The sequence below is a fragment of the Sulfurovum xiamenensis genome, assembly GCF_030347995.1.
Taxonomy (GTDB): Bacteria; Campylobacterota; Campylobacteria; order Campylobacterales; family Sulfurovaceae; genus Sulfurovum; species Sulfurovum xiamenensis.
Genome location: NZ_JAQIBC010000001.1, coordinates 18,662 through 39,476, shown reverse-complemented (window position 1 = coordinate 39,476; position 20,815 = coordinate 18,662). Strand labels below are relative to the sequence as shown.

Sequence of the window (20,815 nt, the reverse complement as noted above, 5' to 3'; positions counted from 1 at the left end):
ATGCAGATGTATATGGTATTTGTAGGCATCTTCATCCTCTCTTTGCTCTTGGTCGGCTTGGTGAAACATTATGCCGCAGAGATGGGCTTGATAGATGTGCCTAATGAGCGCAGTACACACAGGAATCATACACCAAGAGGTGCGGGGATAGGGTTTTATCTTGCGATCGCTTTGGTACTTCCTATTTTTTATTTTGATGTGATACTCTCTTATGCATCGACCTGTATAGCTGTTTTACTTGTTTTTATCGTGGGGTTACTGGATGATCATCGTGATACTTCACCCAACACTAAATTCTTGATTATTATAGTCAGTACTGTGCTGCTTTATTTTGACAATATTGTGATCGATCATCTGGGTGTATTTTTTGGATTTGAACTTTCATTGGGATGGTTTGCACTTCCTTTTACCATCTTTGCCGTGGTCGGGTTCACCAATGCAATGAATCTGATAGATGGACTTGATGGACTTGCAGCTACAGTGAGTATGGTGATACTTGGAAGTTTTTTTGTAGTAGGGTACACCTATGATGATCTGTTTATGATGATGATGTCTGGAGCATTTATCTCAGCACTATTAGGCTTTCTTGTCTTTAATTGGCACCCGGCTTCCATTTTTATGGGAGACAGCGGTTCTTTGACATTGGGGTTTGTGATCTCACTATTGGCGATCAAGTCACTGGCTTATCTACCTACTGTCAGCATACTGTTCATAGCAGCAATTCCCATCTTAGATACATTGGTAGTGATGATGCGTCGAAAGATCAAAGCGAGATCTATGTTTTCTGCAGATAGATGCCATATTCACCATATACTGCGACACTTTTTTGCAGAAGATACACGTAATACAGTACTTTTTTTAGGGGTATTTCAAGCCATTTACTCTTTAACGGGGCTGCAACTGGAGAAACATATGGATGAAGGATTCTTACTGATACTTTTTTTACTCAATGGGATACTGATGTATATGTTTCTTGCCGCGATGATCAAAAGACAAAAGCGAAACTGTTAACCACTTTGTCTACGAAGTTTTCTATACTCTTTTAAAACTTTTTATAATCAGAACAATCACAACCAACTCAACAGCTATCAGTAAAAAATGCAGGTCATAGACCTGTGTTTGGTTATCGTCTATACCGTAATGTGTAAGGGTTTTGTAAAAAAGATATGCGAGCCCCATACCCAAAAGATAGCCTATCTGTTTGACTGTATCGAGTTTGGTTAAGAGGATATCTGTGTTGAGTAGAAGTGTTTCAGCTCTTATAAGATAATTGCCAAAAACAAACGTGATCTGATACCCGATGTAAAGCAGCAGGGCGGTTTGATAGTTGTAAGAAGCATAGAGAAAGTAGAGCATGGCTAAGAGTAAAACACCTTCTACAAAGAGTGAGATCCTGAAAAACCACTCTGCATTGAGTATAGTATGGTAAAATCTTGCAACGATCAGCATACCCATTGCGAGCAATACTCCCCCCATGGAATAGATAGAGGGTTCAAGCGGTGCATAAAGTGTAAATATAGCACCCACACTCAATCCCAAAAAGAGGGAATTGAAGAACTTGTACCGGATGAACCATAAGGGGATAATTTTCATTTTAGAATTTTACCTTTATACCTGCGTAGTATATTGTTTCAAAATTGATCGGGTATATCACATCATCACTGATCCAAATACCATTTTTCTGATCAAAGATATTTTCAGCTTTTGCAAAGAGTTCTGCATATTGACTCAATGTATATTTGAGTGAAAGGTTTGTACTATTGTATGCTTTTTGTTTTTGAGAAAAATTGTTCTCAAAGTCATCACTTGCATACGCTTTGCTTTTATAGGTATGGGATAATACACCAGAGAACTTCCCAAATGTTGTTCCAAGATTCAGTGTGACATTATGTTTTGAAACGCCTGGAAGATATTTTCCATCATAGGCATGATCTGCTTCATCTTCACTATCAATTTTAGCAATAACATACCGATAGTTTACTGAAGTGTAGAAATTCTCATTGATATTGTATTTGTCAAACAATTCTAAACCATATTTGTATGATTTATCGATATTGGTATTGATGCTTGTAAGCCAACTACCACTGTTGTAATAGTAGATCTCATCTTTTAGTTTTGTTCCAAAGAGGGTGATCTTTAGTTTGTTTTTAGGATCAATGGCATTCAATCCAACACTTAGGGTATCTGTTTTCATTGGTTTGATGTCTGGATTAAAGTCAAGCGCAAAAGTACTCCAGTTAAATGCAAAGAAGTTATCGATATTTGGTGCTTGGTAGGCTCTATCAAAATTGACAAAAAGTGATTGAGTGTTATTTAATTTGTAATTGTATCCAAGGTTATAACCTTGTAGTGACTCTTTTTGGTCAAAATCTGCACCACTGGTTGGGGTATGATTATAAGTCACTTTTTCATATCGTGCGCCAATGTTGATACTACTTTTGTCATAAGTGTGTGCTGCAGAAATGAAAAATGCCTGATTATCTTTGGAAGTCGTGTCAGTTGTAGATTGTCTATCTCCATTAAAGAGTTCAAACCCCAATAGGATCTTTGTCTGTTCATTTGTATATTTTAATTGTGATACTAAACTTTTATACTTATAATGAAATACTGCAGGGTATGGACTGATATATTCACTTTTCTTATTTTCGTCATTGTAGTTGAGATCTAATGATAAATTGGGTGTAATATCGTACGTTAACCCCATAGAGGTCACATAAGAAGATAAGTATTGTTCATTAAAACCATTGTCTTTTTCTATATTATTGTTAAAATCATCCAATGTGATAGGGTTTGGATATTTTGTCTGCATCTTTGCAAAGCTTCGTTTTAAGCTAAGTTCTAAAGTATCCGTTGGAAAGTATTTCATACTCACAAATTTGTTTTTGCTGTATCTCTCATCTTGTTTCAATCCATCTGACTTAAAATAATCCATATACCCCTTAACGATCAAATTATCAAATTGATGTGATAGATTGATGGCGCCAAATTTTCTTCCCTGAGACCCCATATAGGATTTCACATAATTTTTACTATTTGTTTTTGTGATGATATTGATAGATCCGGCATTTGCACCATCTCCGTACCTGACACTGCTGCCCCCCTTTAATATCTCTATCTGTTCAATATCTTCTAATGGAATGGCCGATAAAAGTTGTGGTACGTTATCAATGTTGTTCATTCTTCTTCCATCAACGGTGATCACGATATTTTGATATCCGTTTGCCAGACCGTAGCCTCTTAGATCAAGGTTTTGGATAAATGGATTACTATAAGATGGCATGGACGTCACAGAGGTTTGCTCATTGAGAAACTGGAAGATATCATCAGAGTTTGATGCTTCAATATCATCATGTGTATATACGTCTACACTTGAAGGTGCATCAAGTTCAGAGATCTCAAATGATGTAGATGTGATAGTAATGTTTTCTAACTCTTCAGCATAGTTTGGTGTCGTTAATAATAGTGTAGCCGTGATAAGGCTGAGTGACTTAAATGTCATGGGTTGGTCCTTGTTTATTTAGTATGTAATAGTGCGTTGATCAGTAAAAAATGGATAAACAAGGAGGAGAGGTTTTGTACTCGTGGTAGATAAAGGCTTTTTTATGGTACTGAAAATTGCTGTCGATCCAACATAGTTTTGAAAGTGTGGAGTACATGGCGATGACGGCTAATGAAAAGTAGTTTTTATTGTGGCCTCTAAGATGTTTCATGGGCGGATTGTACAGCAATATAGTTTAGGTGCTACTGTAGAGTTTTGGTGAAGACCAGATCATATGATAGAAATCACTAAACTAGCACAAATCATTGTGTCATGGACATTTATAAAGATTTATCGATTAACCTAAGGGTTAATCTCAAATTCCTTGCAAGCACACATAACACAAGCACTTGCACTAATTTTAGTAATTCGATTGCATAATCTAGGCTAAAAAAGTATAATTATCTATTGAATGTTGAGAAAAAGGTTGGCTATGAATTACAGTGAGTGGTTTGAAGCACATGGAGAAAAACACAAGAATATCATGAAGAAACTCGAAGCCTTGAGCGATGATGATGTTATTGCATACTTTAAATTTGAAAATATGGTGGAAAAGGAACCGGATTTCTGTTTTCTCTATAAAGACAAGAAAAAGTGTCATGAGATGGAGGAACTGAACTGCTACCTCTGTGCCTGCCCCAACTTTCGTTTTGATGATAATGGGCTTTTCAAAGAAGAGAATCAAGTGCTCTACAGCAGATGTAGTATCGAGTCCAAAGATGGTGCGCAGTTTGTCTCTGATGATGCTATCCATCAAGATTGCAGTGGTTGTACAGTGCCACATCATGAAGATTATATCAAGAAGCATTTTTCCAGAGACTGGTTTGAAATCATGCGCTCCGTGCAAAACGTTAAAGAAAATCAAGTATAATCGCTTTTAAAAATAACTCTATGTTTCTTCTCGCCAAAGGCGAAGCTTTTACGAAAAACCATTTAGTGGTTTTCTGCATAAGGCTTTAGCCAAAAGTGAGAGGAATTACTATGTGGCTTTGCCATATAGTATGGAGAAACAATAAAAGGAAGTTCAATGGCTATTGAAACAGTGACAAGTACAGACGCATTTAAACAATTGGTAACAGATGTTACTTCGCAAGCAGGATACAAAGAGCCTATGGCATTTGGTATCGCAAGAGTGGATAGAGGTCAAAAAAATGCTGAGAAAATACTTCAGGCTAATTTTGGACTCATCAACTGGAAAGAGAACTTTGGAAGTGCTGCAGTATTTATCAAAGCATTGCAGGAAGCAAATTGTGATGTAGACTTTTCAGGAACTGAATTTGTAGCAACGATCAATGATAACTTTGTACACAATGCCATGGCAGCCTTTGCTCCGTATGTAGCAGAAGCAACAGGGGATGCGCATAAAAACGTACAAGTGATCAAAGCATTATCAAACATGGCGGATATTGGTAAAAACTTTAGAATCGTATTTTTGTTCGAAGATGCAAACCCTGGATCTGTAGAAGCAGTCTATCTTAAACTCTATGCGCTTTCTCAGAGTAAAGCAGAACTTAGAAAGATCAACCTGAATGGTGCATTTGGTATCTTGTCAAATGTGGCATGGGTAGGTAATACACCGTATGAACTGGATTACCTCAGAGAAAATGAGATCGAAATGAAACTTAACGGTACCTATCCGGCTGTGGATGCTGTCGACAAATTCCCAAGATTCTTACAGCATGTGATCCCAGCGGATAATACACGTATCCTGGAAGCATCTAAAGTACGTATGGGTGCGCAACTTGCTGCAGGTACAACAGTGATGCCAGGTGCATCATATATCAACTTCAATGCAGGAACACTCGGTCCTGTGATGGTTGAAGGTCGTATCTCTTCATCTGCTATCGTGGGTGCAGGTTCAGATGTCGGTGGTGGTGCAAGTATCCTCGGTGTCCTTTCTGGTACGGACGGAAATCCTATCAGCATCGGGGAGAACACACTTCTTGGTGCAAACTCTGTAACCGGTCTTCCTTTGGGTGATGCATGTATTGTGGATGCAGGTATCACGATTTTGGCCGGTACGAAGATCAAGATCGCTCCGGAAGAGTTGGCTAAGATCGCTGAAGCGAATCCTGAAGCAAAACTTGAGTATAAAACAACGTTTAAAGGTGCAGAGCTTCAAGGGCTTAACGGGATCCACTTTAGACAAGATTCTACTACAGGTGAGATCATTGCTCGTAGAAGTACGAGAGAAGTGAAGTTGAACGTGGAATTGCACTAATTTTTAGTATTAGGTATTTTGGATTAATTTCCTTTCACTTGGATTGTGAGTATGCTTTCCTCTTACTTTTTTAGAAAAAGTAAGCAAAAATCGTCGACCTTCTCGAATCGCTTCGCTTTCAAGGGCGTTCAGGTCGACACTGTTTAAGATAAATTGACGGCGTTTGCTGTGACTGGGCACACTTCGTGTGATTAATAGGAGTTTTAGGGTGCGTGTAGATAAATGGTTGTCGGCTGTGAATGTGGTGAAGCGTCGTACTATTGCTACGGATATGCTTAAATCTGGTGTGGTTTATGTCAATGGAATGAAGGCTAAAGCGTCGAAGAATGTAGCCGTAGGGGATAAGGTGACCATAGAGTATCTTAAGGGTCCTAAGTCCTATGAAGTCCTGCAGATTCCTACAACCAAGACCATACCTAAGAGTCAAAAAGAAGAGTATGTAAAAGAGCTTTAACTGAATATGATTCAGGTTATAAAGCCTTTTGATGTTAAGCGCTATTTATTTTTTATCTATATTCCTTCTATTTTAAACTGTGGTGATGTTTCTCCTTTCATTTTTTAGAAAAACGAAACAAAAATCGACATCACTCTCAAATCGCTTCGCTGACAAGGGTGTTCATGATGTCATAAGGTGTACTTTGTACAATACATAATTTCAATACAAATATAAACATGGTAAAATCTCCCCTATGAATATAAAAGAACAATTTGAAAGACTATTTAATAACGAGATGGGTACAGAGGAAGCAAGAGATTTCCTTGTAGCACTGTATGAAAAAGGTGAAAGCGGCAGTGATATTGCTGCGGCTGCTTCAGTCATGCGTGAACACTCTATCAAACTCTCTTTATCTGATACTCTGAAAGAAAAAGCCATCGATGTAGTGGGAACTGGTGGAGATAAAAGTGGAAGCTTTAATATCTCTACCACTGTGTCGCTTCTTCTTGCTTCTATGGGTCGTGTTGTGGCCAAACATGGGAACAGAAGCGTGACTTCCAACTCAGGATCTACAGATGTCCTTGAAGCACTGGGCATTAACCTAGACCTCACTATAGAGAATAAGATCAAAATGCTTGAAGAGACAGGCTTTTGTTTTTTCCCTGCAACAGACCATCATCCTGCGATGAAGCATATTATGCCTATACGTAAGTCTATCGAACACAGAACTATCTTTAATATTCTTGGACCATTGACAAATCCTGCCGGTGCAGAGAAATACCTTTTGGGGGTATTCGACCCTTCTTTCATCAAGCGTATAGCCGATGCATTGGTTGAATTGGGTGCCAAACGTGCCTGTGTGGTCAGTAGTCATGATGGTATGGATGAGATTTCGCTTGCCTGCAATTCCTCTTTTGCCTATGTAGAGTCAAACCGTATATTGGAAGGTGAGATCAATCCGGAGAGATTTGGATTTAAACTAGCCCCTAGAGAGGCCATTCTGGGCGGGGATGCAAACTTTAATGCGCAGATCACACGCGATATATTCTCTGGTAAAGAGAAAGGTGCAAAAAGAGACATTGTGCTGCTCAATGCAGCCTTTGCACTTTTTGTAGACGGTCATGTGCGTGACATAGAAGAGGCGATCGAGATGGCTAAAAGCGGACTTGACAGCGGTAAGGCCAGTGAACATCTAGAACGTATGGCCAAGATTAGTCAACAGCTCTCAGGAAGTAATGCCTAGTGAAAGAGATCATTGCATCCCTAGATGAACTGGATAAAGTGGTCAGTTACTTAGAAGAGACACTTCCTTCTGATTCGATCGTATTTTTAAGAGGTGATCTGGCTGCAGGAAAGACGACACTCACACAGGCCATAGCCAAAGCCAAAGGGATCGAAGGTGAAGTGACCTCTCCGACCTTTTCTTTACAGCAGTGTTATGGTGCAAAAGATGGCAGCAGTCTGTACCATTACGACCTCTACCGTTTAGACCATGAAGAGTTTATGCAGATGGGACTTTTTGAAGAGTTCGAAAAGCCGGGATGGCATATGGTAGAGTGGGGTTCGGATGAGCTTAAAGCCTTTTTAGAAGGCGTAGGTTATAATGTTACAACCATAGACATTGAGTCTCAAAAAAACAGTAGAATTTACAGGATAGACGTATAATGCATACACTAGAAGCCAAAAATCTGGCCAAAACCATTAAAAAAACAAAGTTGGTCCATGATATATCTTTAGAGGTGAAGAGTAAAGAGATCGTAGGGCTTCTTGGTCCCAACGGTGCGGGAAAGACCACTTCATTCTACATGGTATGCGGATTAACGGATGCGACAGAAGGGCAGGTTTTTTTGGATGGTGAAGATGTCACCAAATTGCCTTTAAGTGCCCGTGCACAGATGGGTATAGGGTATCTGCCTCAGGAGTCCAGCATTTTTAAAGACCTTACAGTAGAAGAAAACCTGCTTATTGCAGCAGAAGCACTGAACCTTGATAAAAAGACGATCCAGCCACGCATTGAAAAACTGCTGGAGATCTTCAACATTGAACCTATCCGTGCCCGCCTTGGTATACGCCTCAGTGGGGGAGAGAGAAGAAGAGTGGAAATAGCACGAGCACTGGTAGGAGAACCAAAGTTCCTACTTCTGGATGAACCTTTTGCTGGTGTGGATCCTATAGCTGTGTTGGACATACAAAATATTATCAAACAACTGGTAGATCTTGATATGGGTATTCTCATTACAGACCATAATGTACGTGAAACACTGGGTATCTGTGACAGAGCCTATGTGATGCGAAGCGGAGAAATGTTAGCGACAGGTACCAGTGATGAAGTAGCTAATGACGAGAATGTACGTAAACATTATCTTGGTGAACACTTTACATTTTAGGATGAAGTGTTAAGTGCTACGTACTAAGTGTTACGAATGATTGGAATTCTTATTGAGATTATCTGAGATTAAAACTCTTTTAGACAATGAAGTTGAGGCCAGGAACAACAGTTCTGAAATCTCTTTGGATAAGCCTGATCCTCTTTTTGTTGCATCACAGTATCAGGATGAATCCATAGCGCTGATCTGTGCACTGTTCGGTTACGGCAATGCTGGGCTTATCGTCCAGTTTTTACGAAGTCTGGATTTTTCTTTATTGGACGCCAGTGACGAAAAAGTACAAAAAGCACTCTCTTCCCATTATTACCGTTTTCAAAAAAGTGAAGATATCGCTGCCCTTTTCATCGCGTTAAAGCGTCTTAGATCGTTAGAGAGTATTGAAGATATTTTTTATACCGGGTATAAAAAAGAAGGAAATATTTTAGATGGTCTCTGGTATTTCATAGAGAGATTACAGTCGGTCTATCCCAGACAAACACGCGGGTACAATTTTTTGGTAGGTTCCATACCCAAAAAAGTACTTTCGGCAGGGACCTACAAACGTTATATGATGTACTTACGCTGGATGGTACGAAAAGATGCTTTAGATATGGGTTTATGGTCTAAGATAGATAAAAAAGATCTGCTCATGCCTCTGGATACACATACGTTCCAGGTCTCAAGACGTTTAGGCTTACTCAAGCGTAAAACGTATGATATGAAGGCCAGTATTGAATTGACAGATACCTTGCGTACATTTGATGCAAAAGATCCTATTAAATACGATTTTGCACTTTATCGTCTGGGACAGGAAAAATTGGCATAGAATTTAGAGGTTTCCTAAGGTGAAAAAGGATATAATCCCGCAATATTAAACTTACAAGAGGATGTTTTATGGAAGGTGTATTTACTTACCTGGGCGCTATTTTCGGTCATGGACAAATGCTGTTTGTCTCACATTTGGTATTGGTGGCAATTATCGTACTGGCAATTGCAAAAATGGCAACAAAGAGTCTTAGAGCAGTACCGACAGGTACACAAAATGTTATGGAAGCGTACCTTGGCGGTGTGATCGCTATGGGTAAAGATGTGATCGGTGAAGAGCTTGCGAGAAAATACCTTCCACTTGTTGCTGCAGTGGGTCTATTTATCTTTGTTTCAAACGTGATCGGTATTATCCCTGGATTTGAAGCACCAACTTCAAACATCAACATTACATTGCCTTTAGCGCTTCTGGTATTTTTCTACTACAACTACGAAGGAATCAGAGAGAATGGTGTAATCAAATATTTTGCGCACTTTGCAGGGCCTGTGAAACTATTGGCACCGTTGATGTTCCCGATCGAGATCGTTTCTCACATTTCAAGAATCATTTCACTTTCATTCAGACTTTTCGGTAACATCAAAGGGGATGACCTTTTCTTATGGGTACTTCTTATGTTGGTACCTTTCATTGCACCACTTCCAGCATACCTACTACTTACGTTCTCAGCATTGCTTCAGACGTTTGTATTTATGATCCTTATCTATGTGTACCTTGCAGGTGCCGTAGCTATGGAAGATGATCACTAAGATCATTTCGGGGACTTCTAAACATGAGACTGCAAAACGGACCTTTGAGTTTTGTAGTTAACTTTCTCTTGGGCGTAGCATGGGCATCTGTCCTGCTAGGTGCCATCACTTCATTTCTCACTTTTTATCCAGAGAGTCTACTCTTAGCATTCATATCTGCTTTTATCGGTGCACTACCGGGGATGATATCCGTGCTTATACTTGAGCATATCATCACAGGCAAAGAGAGATATTTAGAATTGAAAAAACAGACAGCGCTTCTTGAAAAACTTCTCGAACAAAAAGAGAAACAAAACCACCAATGATCAGCTATGCTATCACTGACCCCTCTACCTTAGATTTCAACCATTTAGAACGTGACCTTAAGAGATTTTCTCAAAAAGCTTCTATGATCGTCTATCGGGACAAATCCAACGTCTCTCAGCATGAAGCTGCGTTCGTTCAAGCGGCTAAAATGTATGATTTTGAAAAAGTCATTATTCACGGTAACCCTTCATTGGCAAAAGCGGCAGGGGCTGACGGCGTACATTTAAGCAGTCTGCAACTCGATGAAATAGCCGAGGCAAAAGCAATGGGTCTCTTTGTGGTGGTCAGTACCCATACGATAGAAGAGCTCAAAAAAGCAGAAGTCTTAGGGGCAGATATGGCAACCTTCAGTCCTATCTTTGAAACGCCGAATAAAGGTGCACCGGTAGGCTTGGAAGTGTTGAGATCTGTGACGTCTCAGGTACATATACCTGTATTGGCCTTGGGAGGTATTTTGACAGAGGAGCAGATACGTGCATGTGAAAGATACGGTGCTAGCGGTTTTGCCTCTATCCGCTATTTTGGAGCATAGGAATGTTACGAAATAGTTTACTGCTTATTTCTCTCATTGGTGTCTTTTTTTCAGTACTTCTGCAGGCCGAAGAGATTGCAGCGGATTACCGTGTGGAGTATGGCATATTTGGTCAAGTGGGTAAGGCACATGCGATTCTGAGAACTGATGACACATATTATATGATAGATGCAAATGTATCTACACTGGGTATAGCAAAAACTGTCACTGATGATCTTCAAGAGAGACATATCTCGAAAGGACACATTTCAAAAGGTCTTCTGGTGACGGATATGTATCAGATGATCAAATCTTTTGGTCCCTATACCAGTACAACGATCTACAGGGTGGATCATAAAAAAAAGAGACTCACACGTCAGTATAAAAAGTGGAAATATGATCAACAGATCATCAATGCTACAGAAAAACTGGAGTATTATGCCAAAGATGATCTCATGACCTTTTTTTTGAATCTTCCAGTACATATCAAAGAGAAATACAGACCTGAAAAGTATCAATTTAAAGCCGTAGGGGAAGACCGTAAAAATGGGCGTGTTGACATAACGATACCTTCTGGAAAAGTCTTAAAAGAGATCATAGATTTTGTAGGTGAGGGTCAAGAGGGTGATTGGTACAGTAGGGTGGTAATGTATCGTAAACTTTACCATAGCAAACAGGGTGAATTGGATGTAAGGATCGGTAAAGAGGGGCTGGTAGAAAAAGCTGTCCTGAAAGACTTGATCTTCTTCGGGGATGTACGTATCATCAAGCAATAGTGGAGAATAAACTCTCTTAAATAAGCAAAACGCTATAATCTACCTTATTAAATACGCGTTATATTTATAAGGATACTTACTATGTTTGAAACCGTTATCGGTCTTGAAGTGCATGTGCAGCTTAACACTAAAACTAAACTCTTTTGCTCTTGTCCTACTTCTTTTGCAGAGCATCAAAATATCAATACCTGTCCTACCTGTTTAGCACTTCCGGGTGCTTTACCAGTGGTCAATAAAGAAGCTGCGATCAAGGCGATGAGATTTGGATATGCGATCAATGCAGATGTTAACCATGATTCTGTATTCGATAGAAAATCTTATTTTTATCCGGACAGTCCGTCGGCGTATCAGATCACACAGTTGACAAAGGCGATCGTACAAAATGGTGAGTTGTTCATAGACTTGGAAGATGGTACACAAAAACGCATAGGTATGACACAGGCGCATCTTGAAGCGGATGCAGGGAAGAACATGCATGAGGGAAACCACTCGAAGGTGGATCTCAACCGTGCGGGTACACCACTGCTTGAGATCGTATCTCAACCGGATATGAGAAGTGCTGATGAAGCGGTAGCATACTTGAAAAAACTTCACTCTACGGTACGTTATCTTGATATCTCAGACGCAAACATGCAAGAGGGATCGTTCAGATGTGATGTGAATGTTTCCATCCGTCCTAAAGGCCAAGAAGCGTTTGGTACCAGAGTAGAGATCAAAAACATCAACTCGTTTAAATTCGTGTCTGCTGCGATCGCTTATGAGGTGCAAAGACAGACTGAAGCCTATGAAGATGGTGTGTATGAAGAGGAAGTCTATCAGGAGACACGTCTTTGGAATGTGGAAGAGGGTGTAACAAAATCAATGAGAGGAAAAGAAGAAGCTGCGGATTACCGCTACTTCCCGGATCCAGACCTGCGTCCGCTTATCGTGACGGATGAGATGGTAGCAGAAGCAAAGATCATGCCGGAACTTCCGGATGCAAAAGCAAAACGGTATATGGAAGAACTTGGGATCAAGCCTTATGATGCCCATGTGATCACAGCAGATAAAGAGATGGCATACTACTTTGAAGAGATGTTAGAGCACGGTGCTGTGGCTAAAACAGCAGTAACCTGGTTGACCTCTGAACTTCTTGGCCGTCTGAATAAAGCAGGAGTCTCTATAGAAGATTCGCCGGTAGATGCCAAAACACTGGGTACCTTGGTATCTAAAATTACTGACAATACTATCTCCGGTAAAGGTGCTAAAGAGATCCTTGATCATATGATGGAAAATGAAGATCGTGATATCGATGGATTGATCGATAAGCTAGGACTTGCACAGGTCAGTGATGATAGCGCTATCTTGGCCATTATCGATGAGATACTGGCTGCGAACCCGGAAAAGGTAGAAGAGTATAAAGGCGGTAAAGAGAAGCTTTTTGGTTTCTTTGTCGGACAAACGATGAAAGCCAGCAAAGGGACTGCAAATCCTGGTAAGGTCAATGAGTTACTGAAACAAAGATTGGGATAAAATATAATTCATCCATGGCATCGTACCATGGGATGTGCATTTTGGGAGGTAGCAATATATGCATGATTTCATCGTTAAACTCTCGCACAAGATAGACAGTTCTGTACGCTATCAAAAGATAAAATCTTTTTTTCGTTCACTGCTTGAAGATATAAACTACCCCTATAAAAAGTACTTTGATGCATTTATGATCATGCTTATTGTGCTCTCTATTGCGATACTCATCTTGAGCAAAACAGGCAAGGTCCCTGAATGGCTTGTGGAATTCGATCTCTATTTTGTGACAGCCATCTTTGCTGTGGAGTATCTGCTAAGATTATGGATCAGCCATGATATCCATAAATATCTCGTTGCTTCAGCTTCTGACACTAGTAGTTCTGAGAGATACTGGGCGGTTTTAAGATCGAAATTACGCTATATGATCTCCCTGCCTGCATTGATCGATCTTATAGCTATTTTCCCCAAATTTAGAATCTTGCGGCTCTTAAAACTCTATCATTATATGCATGGGGCATCGAGCCTGTTTAACGCATTACTTAAAAAACGTTTTGAATTTGTCTTTTTAGGCTATATGCTTTTGGGCGTCACTTTTACCTTTGGTTCTATATTTTATCTGCTTGAATTCGGTATCAATCAAGCGTTGGGTTCTTATCTGGATGCTATCTATTGGGCCTTAGTGACCATCTCTACAGTGGGGTATGGTGATATTGCTCCTGTGACCGAACTGGGTAAGATCGTATCGATGTTCGGTATTATATTTGGTATCGCGATGATCTCTTTTGTGACTTCTGTGATGGTTTCTGCTTTTTCTGAAAGATTTAGTGAACTGCGTAACCAGGACAGTATCAATCATGTGCATAAAATGCATAACGTGGTTATCATTAATGGATATGGGCATTTGGGAACAACGATCGCAAAGAAATTAAAAATACAGAAAATATATGAACCTGTGATTATAGAAGACGATGAAACGAAAGCCAATAAAGCACAACAGGATGGCTATCAAGTGATACATGCAGATGGTTCCAGTGCAAAGATGGTCAAAACATTGTATAAAAGAGGGAATATCGCAGCGATGCTGACTTTAAGCAGTTCTGATATCAATAATATCTATTTTATCCTCAATGCAAAAAGTATCCAATCAGATTCTGTGGTGTATGCCCGTATGAATCAAGTTGAGTTACGTCCACAGTATGAAGCGACAAAAGTAGATGGCTTGGTCGAACCTTATGATGTGATAGATACAAGAGCTTTTCATTATTTGAAGAAACACAGTGAAGAGGAGAAGAAAAGTATTTCCTTTTTCGGTTATACGCATAAGAGTGACCATATCTGTAAAATGCTTAAAGAAGAGGGGATAGAAGTGACGATCTATGAGATTGGAAATGAGAGTTATGAAGCAGCTAAAGATGACGGTTTTACCAATGTGATCCTCATCGATAAAAAAAACAGTGAAACTCCTGATATCAAGGATGGGATCGCAGTGTGTGCAATGAATGATGAAGCGTTGAATGTCTACTACAGCATTACGCTGCGTGCCAATGGATTTAAAGATGAAATCGTGGCACTTTCTGATACGAAAGAAGACAATAGAAAATTGCTTTTGGCGGGTGTGAGTAAAATATTTGATATGTATGATGAGAGTGCTTCACAGTTTGTTGAAATGATCGAAAATAATGTAAAAAGGGTAGAAAGATGAAAATGGCAATTATAGGCGCAGGGAAATGGGGACAGGCTCTGTATCATGCCTATAGTCAAAAGAATGATGTGGTGATCTCTTCTCGGCATTCGAAAGCGATAGAGAATTTTGTGCCTATGAGTGAAGCGTTAAAGTGTGAGTATCTGGTGATAGCTATCCCTGCACAGTTTGTTCGCGGATGGATGGAAGAGAATTTTGTGGACCATGGACAGAAGATCCTGGTTGCAGCCAAAGGGATAGAGACAAGTACTGGAGCTTTTTTGAATGATGTGTACGGTGACTTTGTCTCTGCGGATAGACTGGCTTTCATCTCCGGTCCGTCCTTCGCAGCAGAAGTGCAAAAATCGCTTCCAACCGCATTGATCATTAGTTCTACAAATCATGAATTGGCACAAACCTATGCAGATGCACTACCAAAATTTATCAAAGGGTATGTAAGCAGCGATGTTGTTGGTGCAGAAGTCTCCGGAGCCTATAAAAATGTTATTGCCATTGCCGGTGGCGTGTGTGATGGTTTGGGGCTTGGAAATAATGCGCGGGCAGCACTCATCTCCAGAGGCTTGGTGGAAATGACACGTTTTGGAGAAGCGTTTGGTGCAAAGACTGAAACGTTTCTTTCCTTGGGCGGCGCAGGCGACCTTTTTCTTACAGCAAGTTCGACACTCTCAAGGAATTACAGAGTAGGATTAGGACTGGCAAAGGGTAAGGATATGGATGAGATACTCAGTGAGCTTGGAGAAGTGGCCGAGGGAGTACCTACAGCCAAAGCCTTGCATAAAATAGCCAAAGAGAAAGAGATCTATCTTCCTATTGCTGCAGAAGTCTATGCCATGATAGAAGAGGGTAAAGATCCTTTGGAGAGTGTGAAAGACTTACTGGATTAAAGAGAAGTTAACTATAGTATTTTAGGAGAGTAAAATATGCGGCACACGTTTACATTTTGTCTTATCATATGCATATCTACACTTCTTTTTGCTGATGAAATAGAATTACCTACCCATGAGATTCACTTTAGTGGTCAAAAATATTTCGAAGAATCTGATCTGCAAGATGCCTTGGGTGTGACCACACCAGGTTTTTTCCAATTTTGGAAAGATAACACCCCTCGTATCAAAGATAAACTCATACCTTCTTTAAAACCCTCATTAAAAAGCTTTTACGACTCTGAAGGGTTTTATGATGCCAATTTTACCATTCAAGAGACTAACACAACCGTCTTTGTAACCATTAGTGAGAATGAACCTGTCAGGGTGAGAGATATCAATATCTCCAGTGACTATAACATCTCTACCATGGTCACTATGAAAAAAGATGATATTTTTAGAGCTGAAACCTTTATAGCAATAAAAAGTAAAATGATTGCAGGATTACTCAAAGAGGGGTATTGCAGTTATGATCTAGACACGAAAGCCTATGTCGATCTTGATCTGCATACTGTTGATCTGCGTTATGTCTTACGGAAAGGCGGTATATGTACCTTTGGAAAGTTGACTACTTCAGGGTTGGAAACAATCGACGAGGATGTCATCAGGTCACGTGTCAAAGCCAAAGAGGGTCAAAAGTATAGTACGGATCTGATACAGGATACATCTAACAGGCTCTATGGACTTAATGCTTTTGACAGTGTGATTATCGATGTAGATAGGAAGTTTTACAATGTGGTACCGGTAGATATCACCTTTACAGAGATGGAAAAACCCTACCATTTGGAAGCGGGTGCAGGCTATGATACGTATGTAGGAATGCGGGTGCTTGGAGAAATCACCAAACATAACTTTATGGGCAATGCGCAGGAATTAAAGCTTCAAACATCTTGGTCTCAAAGAGAACAGTTGATCAAGTTGGGCTATTTTAAACCGGCATTTTTAGATATTTTTGGGTATTACACGGATCTAGGTGGGAATACAGGATATTCAAATTTGGAGTTTGATGGATTTAAAGAGGAAAAAGCATTTTTAAGAGCCTATCTAGAACATGAGCATAAAAGATTAAGATTAAGAGCAGGTGTTGCTTTGGAAAATATTGTTATCTCTGCATTAGAAAATCTTGATAGGGGTGTTGAATTGTCGCAGGCAGTGACAGAGGGTACCTTTCCACTCCTATATCCCTATGTTGACCTTGTCTATGATGCAAGAGATTCCAAACTCAATCCAAAATATGGGTATTACCTTTCTGCTTACGGTGAATTTGGCCTCTCCTATGATGAGGAAGCCAGTGTCTATATGAAAACACTGTTCGAAGGCAGGTTCATCCATACATTTGCGGATCTTACGCTTGCAGCTGTAGGAAAGGTAGGTATAGTGGATGTCTCAACCGAGAATGGACTGCCCGAATCAAAGTATTTTTTTGGGGGAGGTGCCTACTCTAACCGTGCATACGGATTTAGAGAACTGGGGGTGATCATTTCTCCTACAGAAGATAGTATCTATGGTGCTTCAACCATGGCCAATCTCTCTTTGGAAGCAAATTACCCTGTATGGGGTGATATCTATGGGGCACTCTTTACGGACAATACCATGCTTACAGAGGAAAGTTACAATTTTAAAGGAGAGATCATCTCTGCTGTGGGTTTAGGAGCTCGTTATATGACACCTATAGGCCCTTTTAAACTGGATATAGGTTTCAATGTCAATGATTTCTCACAGTATGGCATTTCATTTCAGATAGGACAATCGTTTTGAAAAAGATATTACTTTACAGGCCCTTGTTATGGATAAGAAAAATCATTGTATACCTACTCATACTGGCTATTGTCTTGGGACTGGCTCTTTATTTTATCGTCAATTCAGCCTATGTTGTCAGGAAAGTGGCTGATCACTTTGCACCTGATTATAACATCTCTTACAGCCGTATCCATGGAAATGTACTGACGGGAGTGATGATAGAAGATTTGGCATATAATGAAGATCCGCTTGTTAAACATATTACGCTGAAATGGAACCCTGCCGGACTTTTCAAAAAAACACTTATCATCAATACCCTGCAGGTCGAAAAAGCCAATGTGGGTACGGTCAAAACACTGATGGCGTCTTTCTCTTCCCGCGAAAATAATACAAGCAATGAGAGCAGCAGTACGGATGCGCCTTTGGAGATAGATGTAAATGTACAGCATGCTTCACTGAGTCTTGAACCCTTTGATGAACAGGGGATAGGTATCTCAAAGCTGATGTTGGATGTAAGGGATTTGCAGTATTCAAGTGATAGTGTGGATGTACGTGCCTTGGATCTGAAAGTGGATTCTAATGTGACTAAGATCACTTTGAAGGCAGGTTTGAAAGATAGGTATCTGAATGTAAGAGAATTGACCATCAAAGAGCTTGATGCACTTGCACTGCAAACACTTATTGTTCCAGACAGTAATGAGAGTAATGAAAGTGATACAGTCGTTACAGGGAATGATAATAGAAGCAAAGATAAAACGGTGAATCCCTTGATGCCTAAATGGGTACATCTAGACAGATTAAAGATTAATACACTTCCTTTTATCTATGGTCCTGTAGATGCGAAAGCGTTTAATGTAAGTGGAAGGGACGCCGTTTTTGATGTAGAAAAGCTTCTACTTCAAAAAGCTGATCTGAATGTGCACAGCAGTACAAACCTCAGTGATATATATTATAAGACAAGAGTGAAAAATAATAAACTCATTGGAAAGGTGGATTTCAAACCTAAAAAAGCACTCTTTAAACTCTATGAACTGCCTATAAGAAGAGAAGCCGTGGGAGACATCGTTGTTGATCTTAATGTCTCTCGATCAATGGTAAATTCAGATCTGAAAATAAAGATGAAACAGGTCCTGAAGGCAGATGTCAATGATTTTAATCTTGATATCGATGATCTACATATCAATGTGGAGTATGATATCAAAAAAAGCACTCTCAAGGCTAAGAGTGATCTACTGCTGACAACACCGTATGCAAAAGATGTTTTGGTGACCAATCTTTTTACGATGGATAAGCATATCAGTTACAGTGGAGAGATATATGCTGCAAAGATCATTGGCGTTGATCCAAAATTTGTAAAACCTCTTGATCACTTACGCGTCACATACAAAGGTGACGGACACAGTGTGAAAACAGAGATAGAGTCAGATAATCTACAAGGAACATTTATCTCCCCTGATTTTAAAAAGGCTGATTTACATTTAGAGAACAAGCATCCATTGCTGCTTAATGAATTTATAGCACTTCCTGTAGAACTGAACCAAACAAAAGCCAATATGGTCATAGATGCACCTATCAGCTTTGAGAAGAATGCTTCGCTGATGGCCTATGCGAAAATAGACTCTAATGTGGTGAATATCGATGTGAACATGAGTTTGAAAGAGAGATTACAAGTACAAACAGTGATGCATATACCTAAAGAGTCACTTTTGTACACTTACAATACCTCTATAAAGTGGGATCATCTGGATCCTCTCAAAAGTGACGTAACAGTACTAGGAAATAGTGTAGATGCTGTAGTTACAGCCGGAAAGCTTAATGCAAATGCACAATATGATATGAACAGTAGCCAATTAAAAGGGAAGGTCACATTAGGTGGTGTATATGCCAATCTATCTGGCGTGCCTGAAGAAAAACTCACAGTAGATACACAGATCACTTCTATGAATGCTTTGATAAAAAGTATTAAAGATGTCTATACCCTTGGAGAGGTTCCTGTAGTTAAAGGGAGTGCAGAACTTTCTGTAGCACTCAGTGAGTTAAAAAATATCGACATTGCACTGAGATCACCGCAGATCAGCTATCAAGCAGAGCGGAAAACAGAACATATTGTCAATGATATAGATCTGGCAGTGCATTTGCAGGATGAAAAAATTGTATTGAACCATTACAGGTTTACCTATGGAGGGCAAAAACTTTTTTCTACAAAATCCTCAACGATATTTTTGAACGATCAAAATGTGACCATGGAACCTATTTGGTTGAATGACGGATTAAAGGTTCTGGGTACCTATGACCTTAAGGCTAGAAAAGGAACGATAACGGCAGAAGCTGATACCTTTCCTATAGCACATGAGATCGTTGACCTGGAGAGTGCTATAGATATCAAAACGGTGCTGGACGGGAATAAAACATCTGTCAATGGTGAGATCACGCTTTTGGGTGGTGCTATACACTATGACCTGGGTCAAAAGACTTACGCATCTGACAGTGATATTATCATCGTGCAAGATATCAAAGAGAAAGAACCCAATCCATTTATGGATGGACTCAGTAGCTCGGTACAGATAAAGACAAAAAAACCTCTTATCTATAAAAAAGGCAATGTAGATATAAAAGCTGCAGTAGACCTGAGTGTCTATAAAGCAGAAGAGTCAGAACTCATGCTCTTAGGTACAGTAGAGATACTAAAAGGGGGAAGCTATACTTTCGAGGGGAAGAAGTTTATTTTGGATAAGAGTTATATCTATTTTACAGGTAATCCGAACAAACCGCTTCTTGAAGCGAGTGTCACCTATCAATCTCTGAATCATCTTATCACTATCAGGATCACGGGTTCAGCGGATGCACCGAATATCCATTTCACCTCCAAACCTTCACTGACCAAAGAACAGATATTGTCGATCATACTATTTGATTCAGAAGCGGGTGCGGGTACAAACAGCGGTGAAGAGATGATGAAGATGATGGGAGGTGCTATGGCAAAGTCAGCACTTTCAAATCTTGGCGTGCAGTTGGACCATCTTGTACTTGGAGAGGGGAAGAGTGTAGAGGTAGGTAAAAAGTTGACAGACAAGATCACGATCATCTATGTCAATGATGAGGTTTCGAGTGTAAAACTCAAATACGAACATGGCAAACGCACGGAGAGTGTGATAGGTGTGAGTGAAGAGTCACAATCCTATGACATACTCTATAAAAAAGATTTTTAAACCTCT

At 39.8% G+C, this 20,815-nt stretch carries 18 protein-coding genes and 1 pseudogene; 17 read left to right on the top strand and 2 right to left on the bottom strand.

Annotation, left to right across the window (positions count from 1 at the left end):
• Positions 1–1,011 carry a glycosyltransferase family 4 protein gene (locus PF327_RS00190; RefSeq protein WP_289400793.1) on the top strand — a complete coding sequence of 337 codons (1,011 nt, stop codon included), beginning with the start codon at positions 1–3 and terminating at the stop codon, positions 1,009–1,011.
• A gap of 21 nt (positions 1,012–1,032) precedes the next feature.
• Here PF327_RS00190 and PF327_RS00185 read toward each other — a convergent pair whose 3' ends face one another.
• Together PF327_RS00185 and PF327_RS00180 are read right to left on the bottom strand one after the other, a co-directional pair.
• A complete protein-coding gene (locus PF327_RS00185) occupies positions 1,033–1,593 on the bottom strand; it encodes a hypothetical protein (protein ID WP_289400791.1) in 561 nt (186 codons plus the stop codon).
• A 1-nt stretch (position 1,594) separates the two neighbouring features.
• Positions 1,595–3,499 (bottom strand): TonB-dependent receptor plug domain-containing protein, encoded by a 1,905-nt coding sequence (locus PF327_RS00180; protein WP_289400789.1) that lies wholly within the window; start codon positions 3,497–3,499, stop codon positions 1,595–1,597.
• A gap of 472 nt (positions 3,500–3,971) precedes the next feature.
• Between PF327_RS00180 and PF327_RS00175 the strand changes: the two genes are divergently transcribed.
• From PF327_RS00175 to PF327_RS00100, 16 genes and pseudogenes are all read left to right on the top strand, one after another.
• On the top strand, positions 3,972–4,409 hold the full coding sequence (locus PF327_RS00175) for a hypothetical protein (RefSeq protein WP_289400788.1): 438 nt from the start codon (positions 3,972–3,974) through the stop codon (positions 4,407–4,409).
• A gap of 156 nt (positions 4,410–4,565) precedes the next feature.
• Positions 4,566–5,759 carry a tetrahydrodipicolinate N-succinyltransferase N-terminal domain-containing protein gene (locus PF327_RS00170; RefSeq protein ID WP_289400786.1) on the top strand — a complete coding sequence of 398 codons (1,194 nt, stop codon included), beginning with the start codon at positions 4,566–4,568 and terminating at the stop codon, positions 5,757–5,759.
• Positions 5,760–5,967: 208 nt separating this feature from the next.
• Positions 5,968–6,213 (top strand): RNA-binding S4 domain-containing protein, encoded by a 246-nt coding sequence (locus PF327_RS00165; RefSeq protein ID WP_289400785.1) that lies wholly within the window; start codon positions 5,968–5,970, stop codon positions 6,211–6,213.
• Positions 6,214–6,433: 220 nt separating this feature from the next.
• A pseudogene (gene trpD, locus PF327_RS00160) lies at positions 6,434–7,438 on the top strand (anthranilate phosphoribosyltransferase); the annotation flags it as partial.
• Positions 7,438–7,860 (top strand): tRNA (adenosine(37)-N6)-threonylcarbamoyltransferase complex ATPase subunit type 1 TsaE, encoded by a 423-nt coding sequence (tsaE, locus tag PF327_RS00155; RefSeq protein WP_289400783.1) that lies wholly within the window; start codon positions 7,438–7,440, stop codon positions 7,858–7,860. The pseudogene trpD and the gene tsaE, both read left to right, overlap by 1 nt.
• Entirely contained in the window at positions 7,860–8,582 is a 723-nt protein-coding gene (lptB, locus tag PF327_RS00150; RefSeq protein WP_008243603.1) for an LPS export ABC transporter ATP-binding protein, read from the top strand. Before tsaE ends, lptB begins: the two co-directional genes overlap by 1 nt.
• Positions 8,583–8,634: 52 nt before the next feature.
• A complete protein-coding gene (locus tag PF327_RS00145; RefSeq protein ID WP_289400781.1) occupies positions 8,635–9,387 on the top strand; it encodes a TIGR02757 family protein in 753 nt (250 codons plus the stop codon).
• 68 nt (positions 9,388–9,455) lie between these two features.
• On the top strand, positions 9,456–10,133 hold the full coding sequence (locus PF327_RS00140) for a F0F1 ATP synthase subunit A (RefSeq protein ID WP_008243598.1): 678 nt from the start codon (positions 9,456–9,458) through the stop codon (positions 10,131–10,133).
• Positions 10,134–10,156: 23 nt separating this feature from the next.
• Positions 10,157–10,438 carry a hypothetical protein gene (locus tag PF327_RS00135; protein ID WP_008243597.1) on the top strand — a complete coding sequence of 94 codons (282 nt, stop codon included), beginning with the start codon at positions 10,157–10,159 and terminating at the stop codon, positions 10,436–10,438.
• On the top strand, positions 10,435–10,971 hold the full coding sequence (locus tag PF327_RS00130) for a thiamine phosphate synthase (RefSeq protein WP_289400780.1): 537 nt from the start codon (positions 10,435–10,437) through the stop codon (positions 10,969–10,971). Before PF327_RS00135 ends, PF327_RS00130 begins: the two co-directional genes overlap by 4 nt.
• A 2-nt stretch (positions 10,972–10,973) precedes the next feature.
• Positions 10,974–11,726: a DUF3108 domain-containing protein gene (locus PF327_RS00125; protein ID WP_289400779.1), complete on the top strand. Its 753-nt coding sequence runs from the start codon at positions 10,974–10,976 to the stop codon at positions 11,724–11,726.
• 81 nt (positions 11,727–11,807) lie between these two features.
• Complete coding sequence (gene gatB, locus PF327_RS00120) at positions 11,808–13,238, top strand: Asp-tRNA(Asn)/Glu-tRNA(Gln) amidotransferase subunit GatB (protein ID WP_289400778.1); 1,431 nt, start codon at positions 11,808–11,810, stop codon at positions 13,236–13,238.
• Between the two features lie 58 nt (positions 13,239–13,296).
• Positions 13,297–14,937, top strand: a complete 1,641-nt coding sequence (locus PF327_RS00115) for an NAD-binding protein (protein WP_289400776.1) — start codon at positions 13,297–13,299, stop codon at positions 14,935–14,937.
• Positions 14,934–15,821: an NAD(P)H-dependent glycerol-3-phosphate dehydrogenase gene (locus tag PF327_RS00110; protein ID WP_289400775.1), complete on the top strand. Its 888-nt coding sequence runs from the start codon at positions 14,934–14,936 to the stop codon at positions 15,819–15,821. Before PF327_RS00115 ends, PF327_RS00110 begins: the two co-directional genes overlap by 4 nt.
• Before the next feature lie 36 nt (positions 15,822–15,857).
• Positions 15,858–17,618, top strand: coding sequence for an autotransporter assembly complex protein TamA (locus PF327_RS00105; protein WP_289400774.1), 1,761 nt, complete (start codon positions 15,858–15,860; stop codon positions 17,616–17,618).
• On the top strand, positions 17,615–20,809 hold the full coding sequence (locus PF327_RS00100; protein ID WP_289400772.1) for a translocation/assembly module TamB domain-containing protein: 3,195 nt from the start codon (positions 17,615–17,617) through the stop codon (positions 20,807–20,809). Before PF327_RS00105 ends, PF327_RS00100 begins: the two co-directional genes overlap by 4 nt.
• Positions 20,810–20,815 lie beyond the last annotated feature (6 nt).

What these genes read in the sequence shown, in the direction of transcription:
- PF327_RS00190 (WP_289400793.1), top strand. Translation starts at nt 1, where the DNA reads ATGCAGATGTATATGGTATTTGTAGGCATCTTCATCCTCTCTTTGCTC.
- PF327_RS00185 (WP_289400791.1), bottom strand. Translation starts at nt 1,593, where the DNA reads ATGAAAATTATCCCCTTATGGTTCATCCGGTACAAGTTCTTCAATTCC.
- PF327_RS00180 (WP_289400789.1), bottom strand. Translation starts at nt 3,499, where the DNA reads ATGACATTTAAGTCACTCAGCCTTATCACGGCTACACTATTATTAACG.
- PF327_RS00175 (WP_289400788.1), top strand. Translation starts at nt 3,972, where the DNA reads ATGAATTACAGTGAGTGGTTTGAAGCACATGGAGAAAAACACAAGAAT.
- PF327_RS00170 (WP_289400786.1), top strand. Translation starts at nt 4,566, where the DNA reads ATGGCTATTGAAACAGTGACAAGTACAGACGCATTTAAACAATTGGTA.
- lptB (WP_008243603.1), top strand. Translation starts at nt 7,860, where the DNA reads ATGCATACACTAGAAGCCAAAAATCTGGCCAAAACCATTAAAAAAACA.
- PF327_RS00140 (WP_008243598.1), top strand. Translation starts at nt 9,456, where the DNA reads ATGGAAGGTGTATTTACTTACCTGGGCGCTATTTTCGGTCATGGACAA.
- PF327_RS00135 (WP_008243597.1), top strand. Translation starts at nt 10,157, where the DNA reads ATGAGACTGCAAAACGGACCTTTGAGTTTTGTAGTTAACTTTCTCTTG.
- PF327_RS00130 (WP_289400780.1), top strand. Translation starts at nt 10,435, where the DNA reads ATGATCAGCTATGCTATCACTGACCCCTCTACCTTAGATTTCAACCAT.
- PF327_RS00125 (WP_289400779.1), top strand. Translation starts at nt 10,974, where the DNA reads ATGTTACGAAATAGTTTACTGCTTATTTCTCTCATTGGTGTCTTTTTT.
- gatB (WP_289400778.1), top strand. Translation starts at nt 11,808, where the DNA reads ATGTTTGAAACCGTTATCGGTCTTGAAGTGCATGTGCAGCTTAACACT.
- PF327_RS00115 (WP_289400776.1), top strand. Translation starts at nt 13,297, where the DNA reads ATGCATGATTTCATCGTTAAACTCTCGCACAAGATAGACAGTTCTGTA.
- PF327_RS00110 (WP_289400775.1), top strand. Translation starts at nt 14,934, where the DNA reads ATGAAAATGGCAATTATAGGCGCAGGGAAATGGGGACAGGCTCTGTAT.
- PF327_RS00105 (WP_289400774.1), top strand. Translation starts at nt 15,858, where the DNA reads ATGCGGCACACGTTTACATTTTGTCTTATCATATGCATATCTACACTT.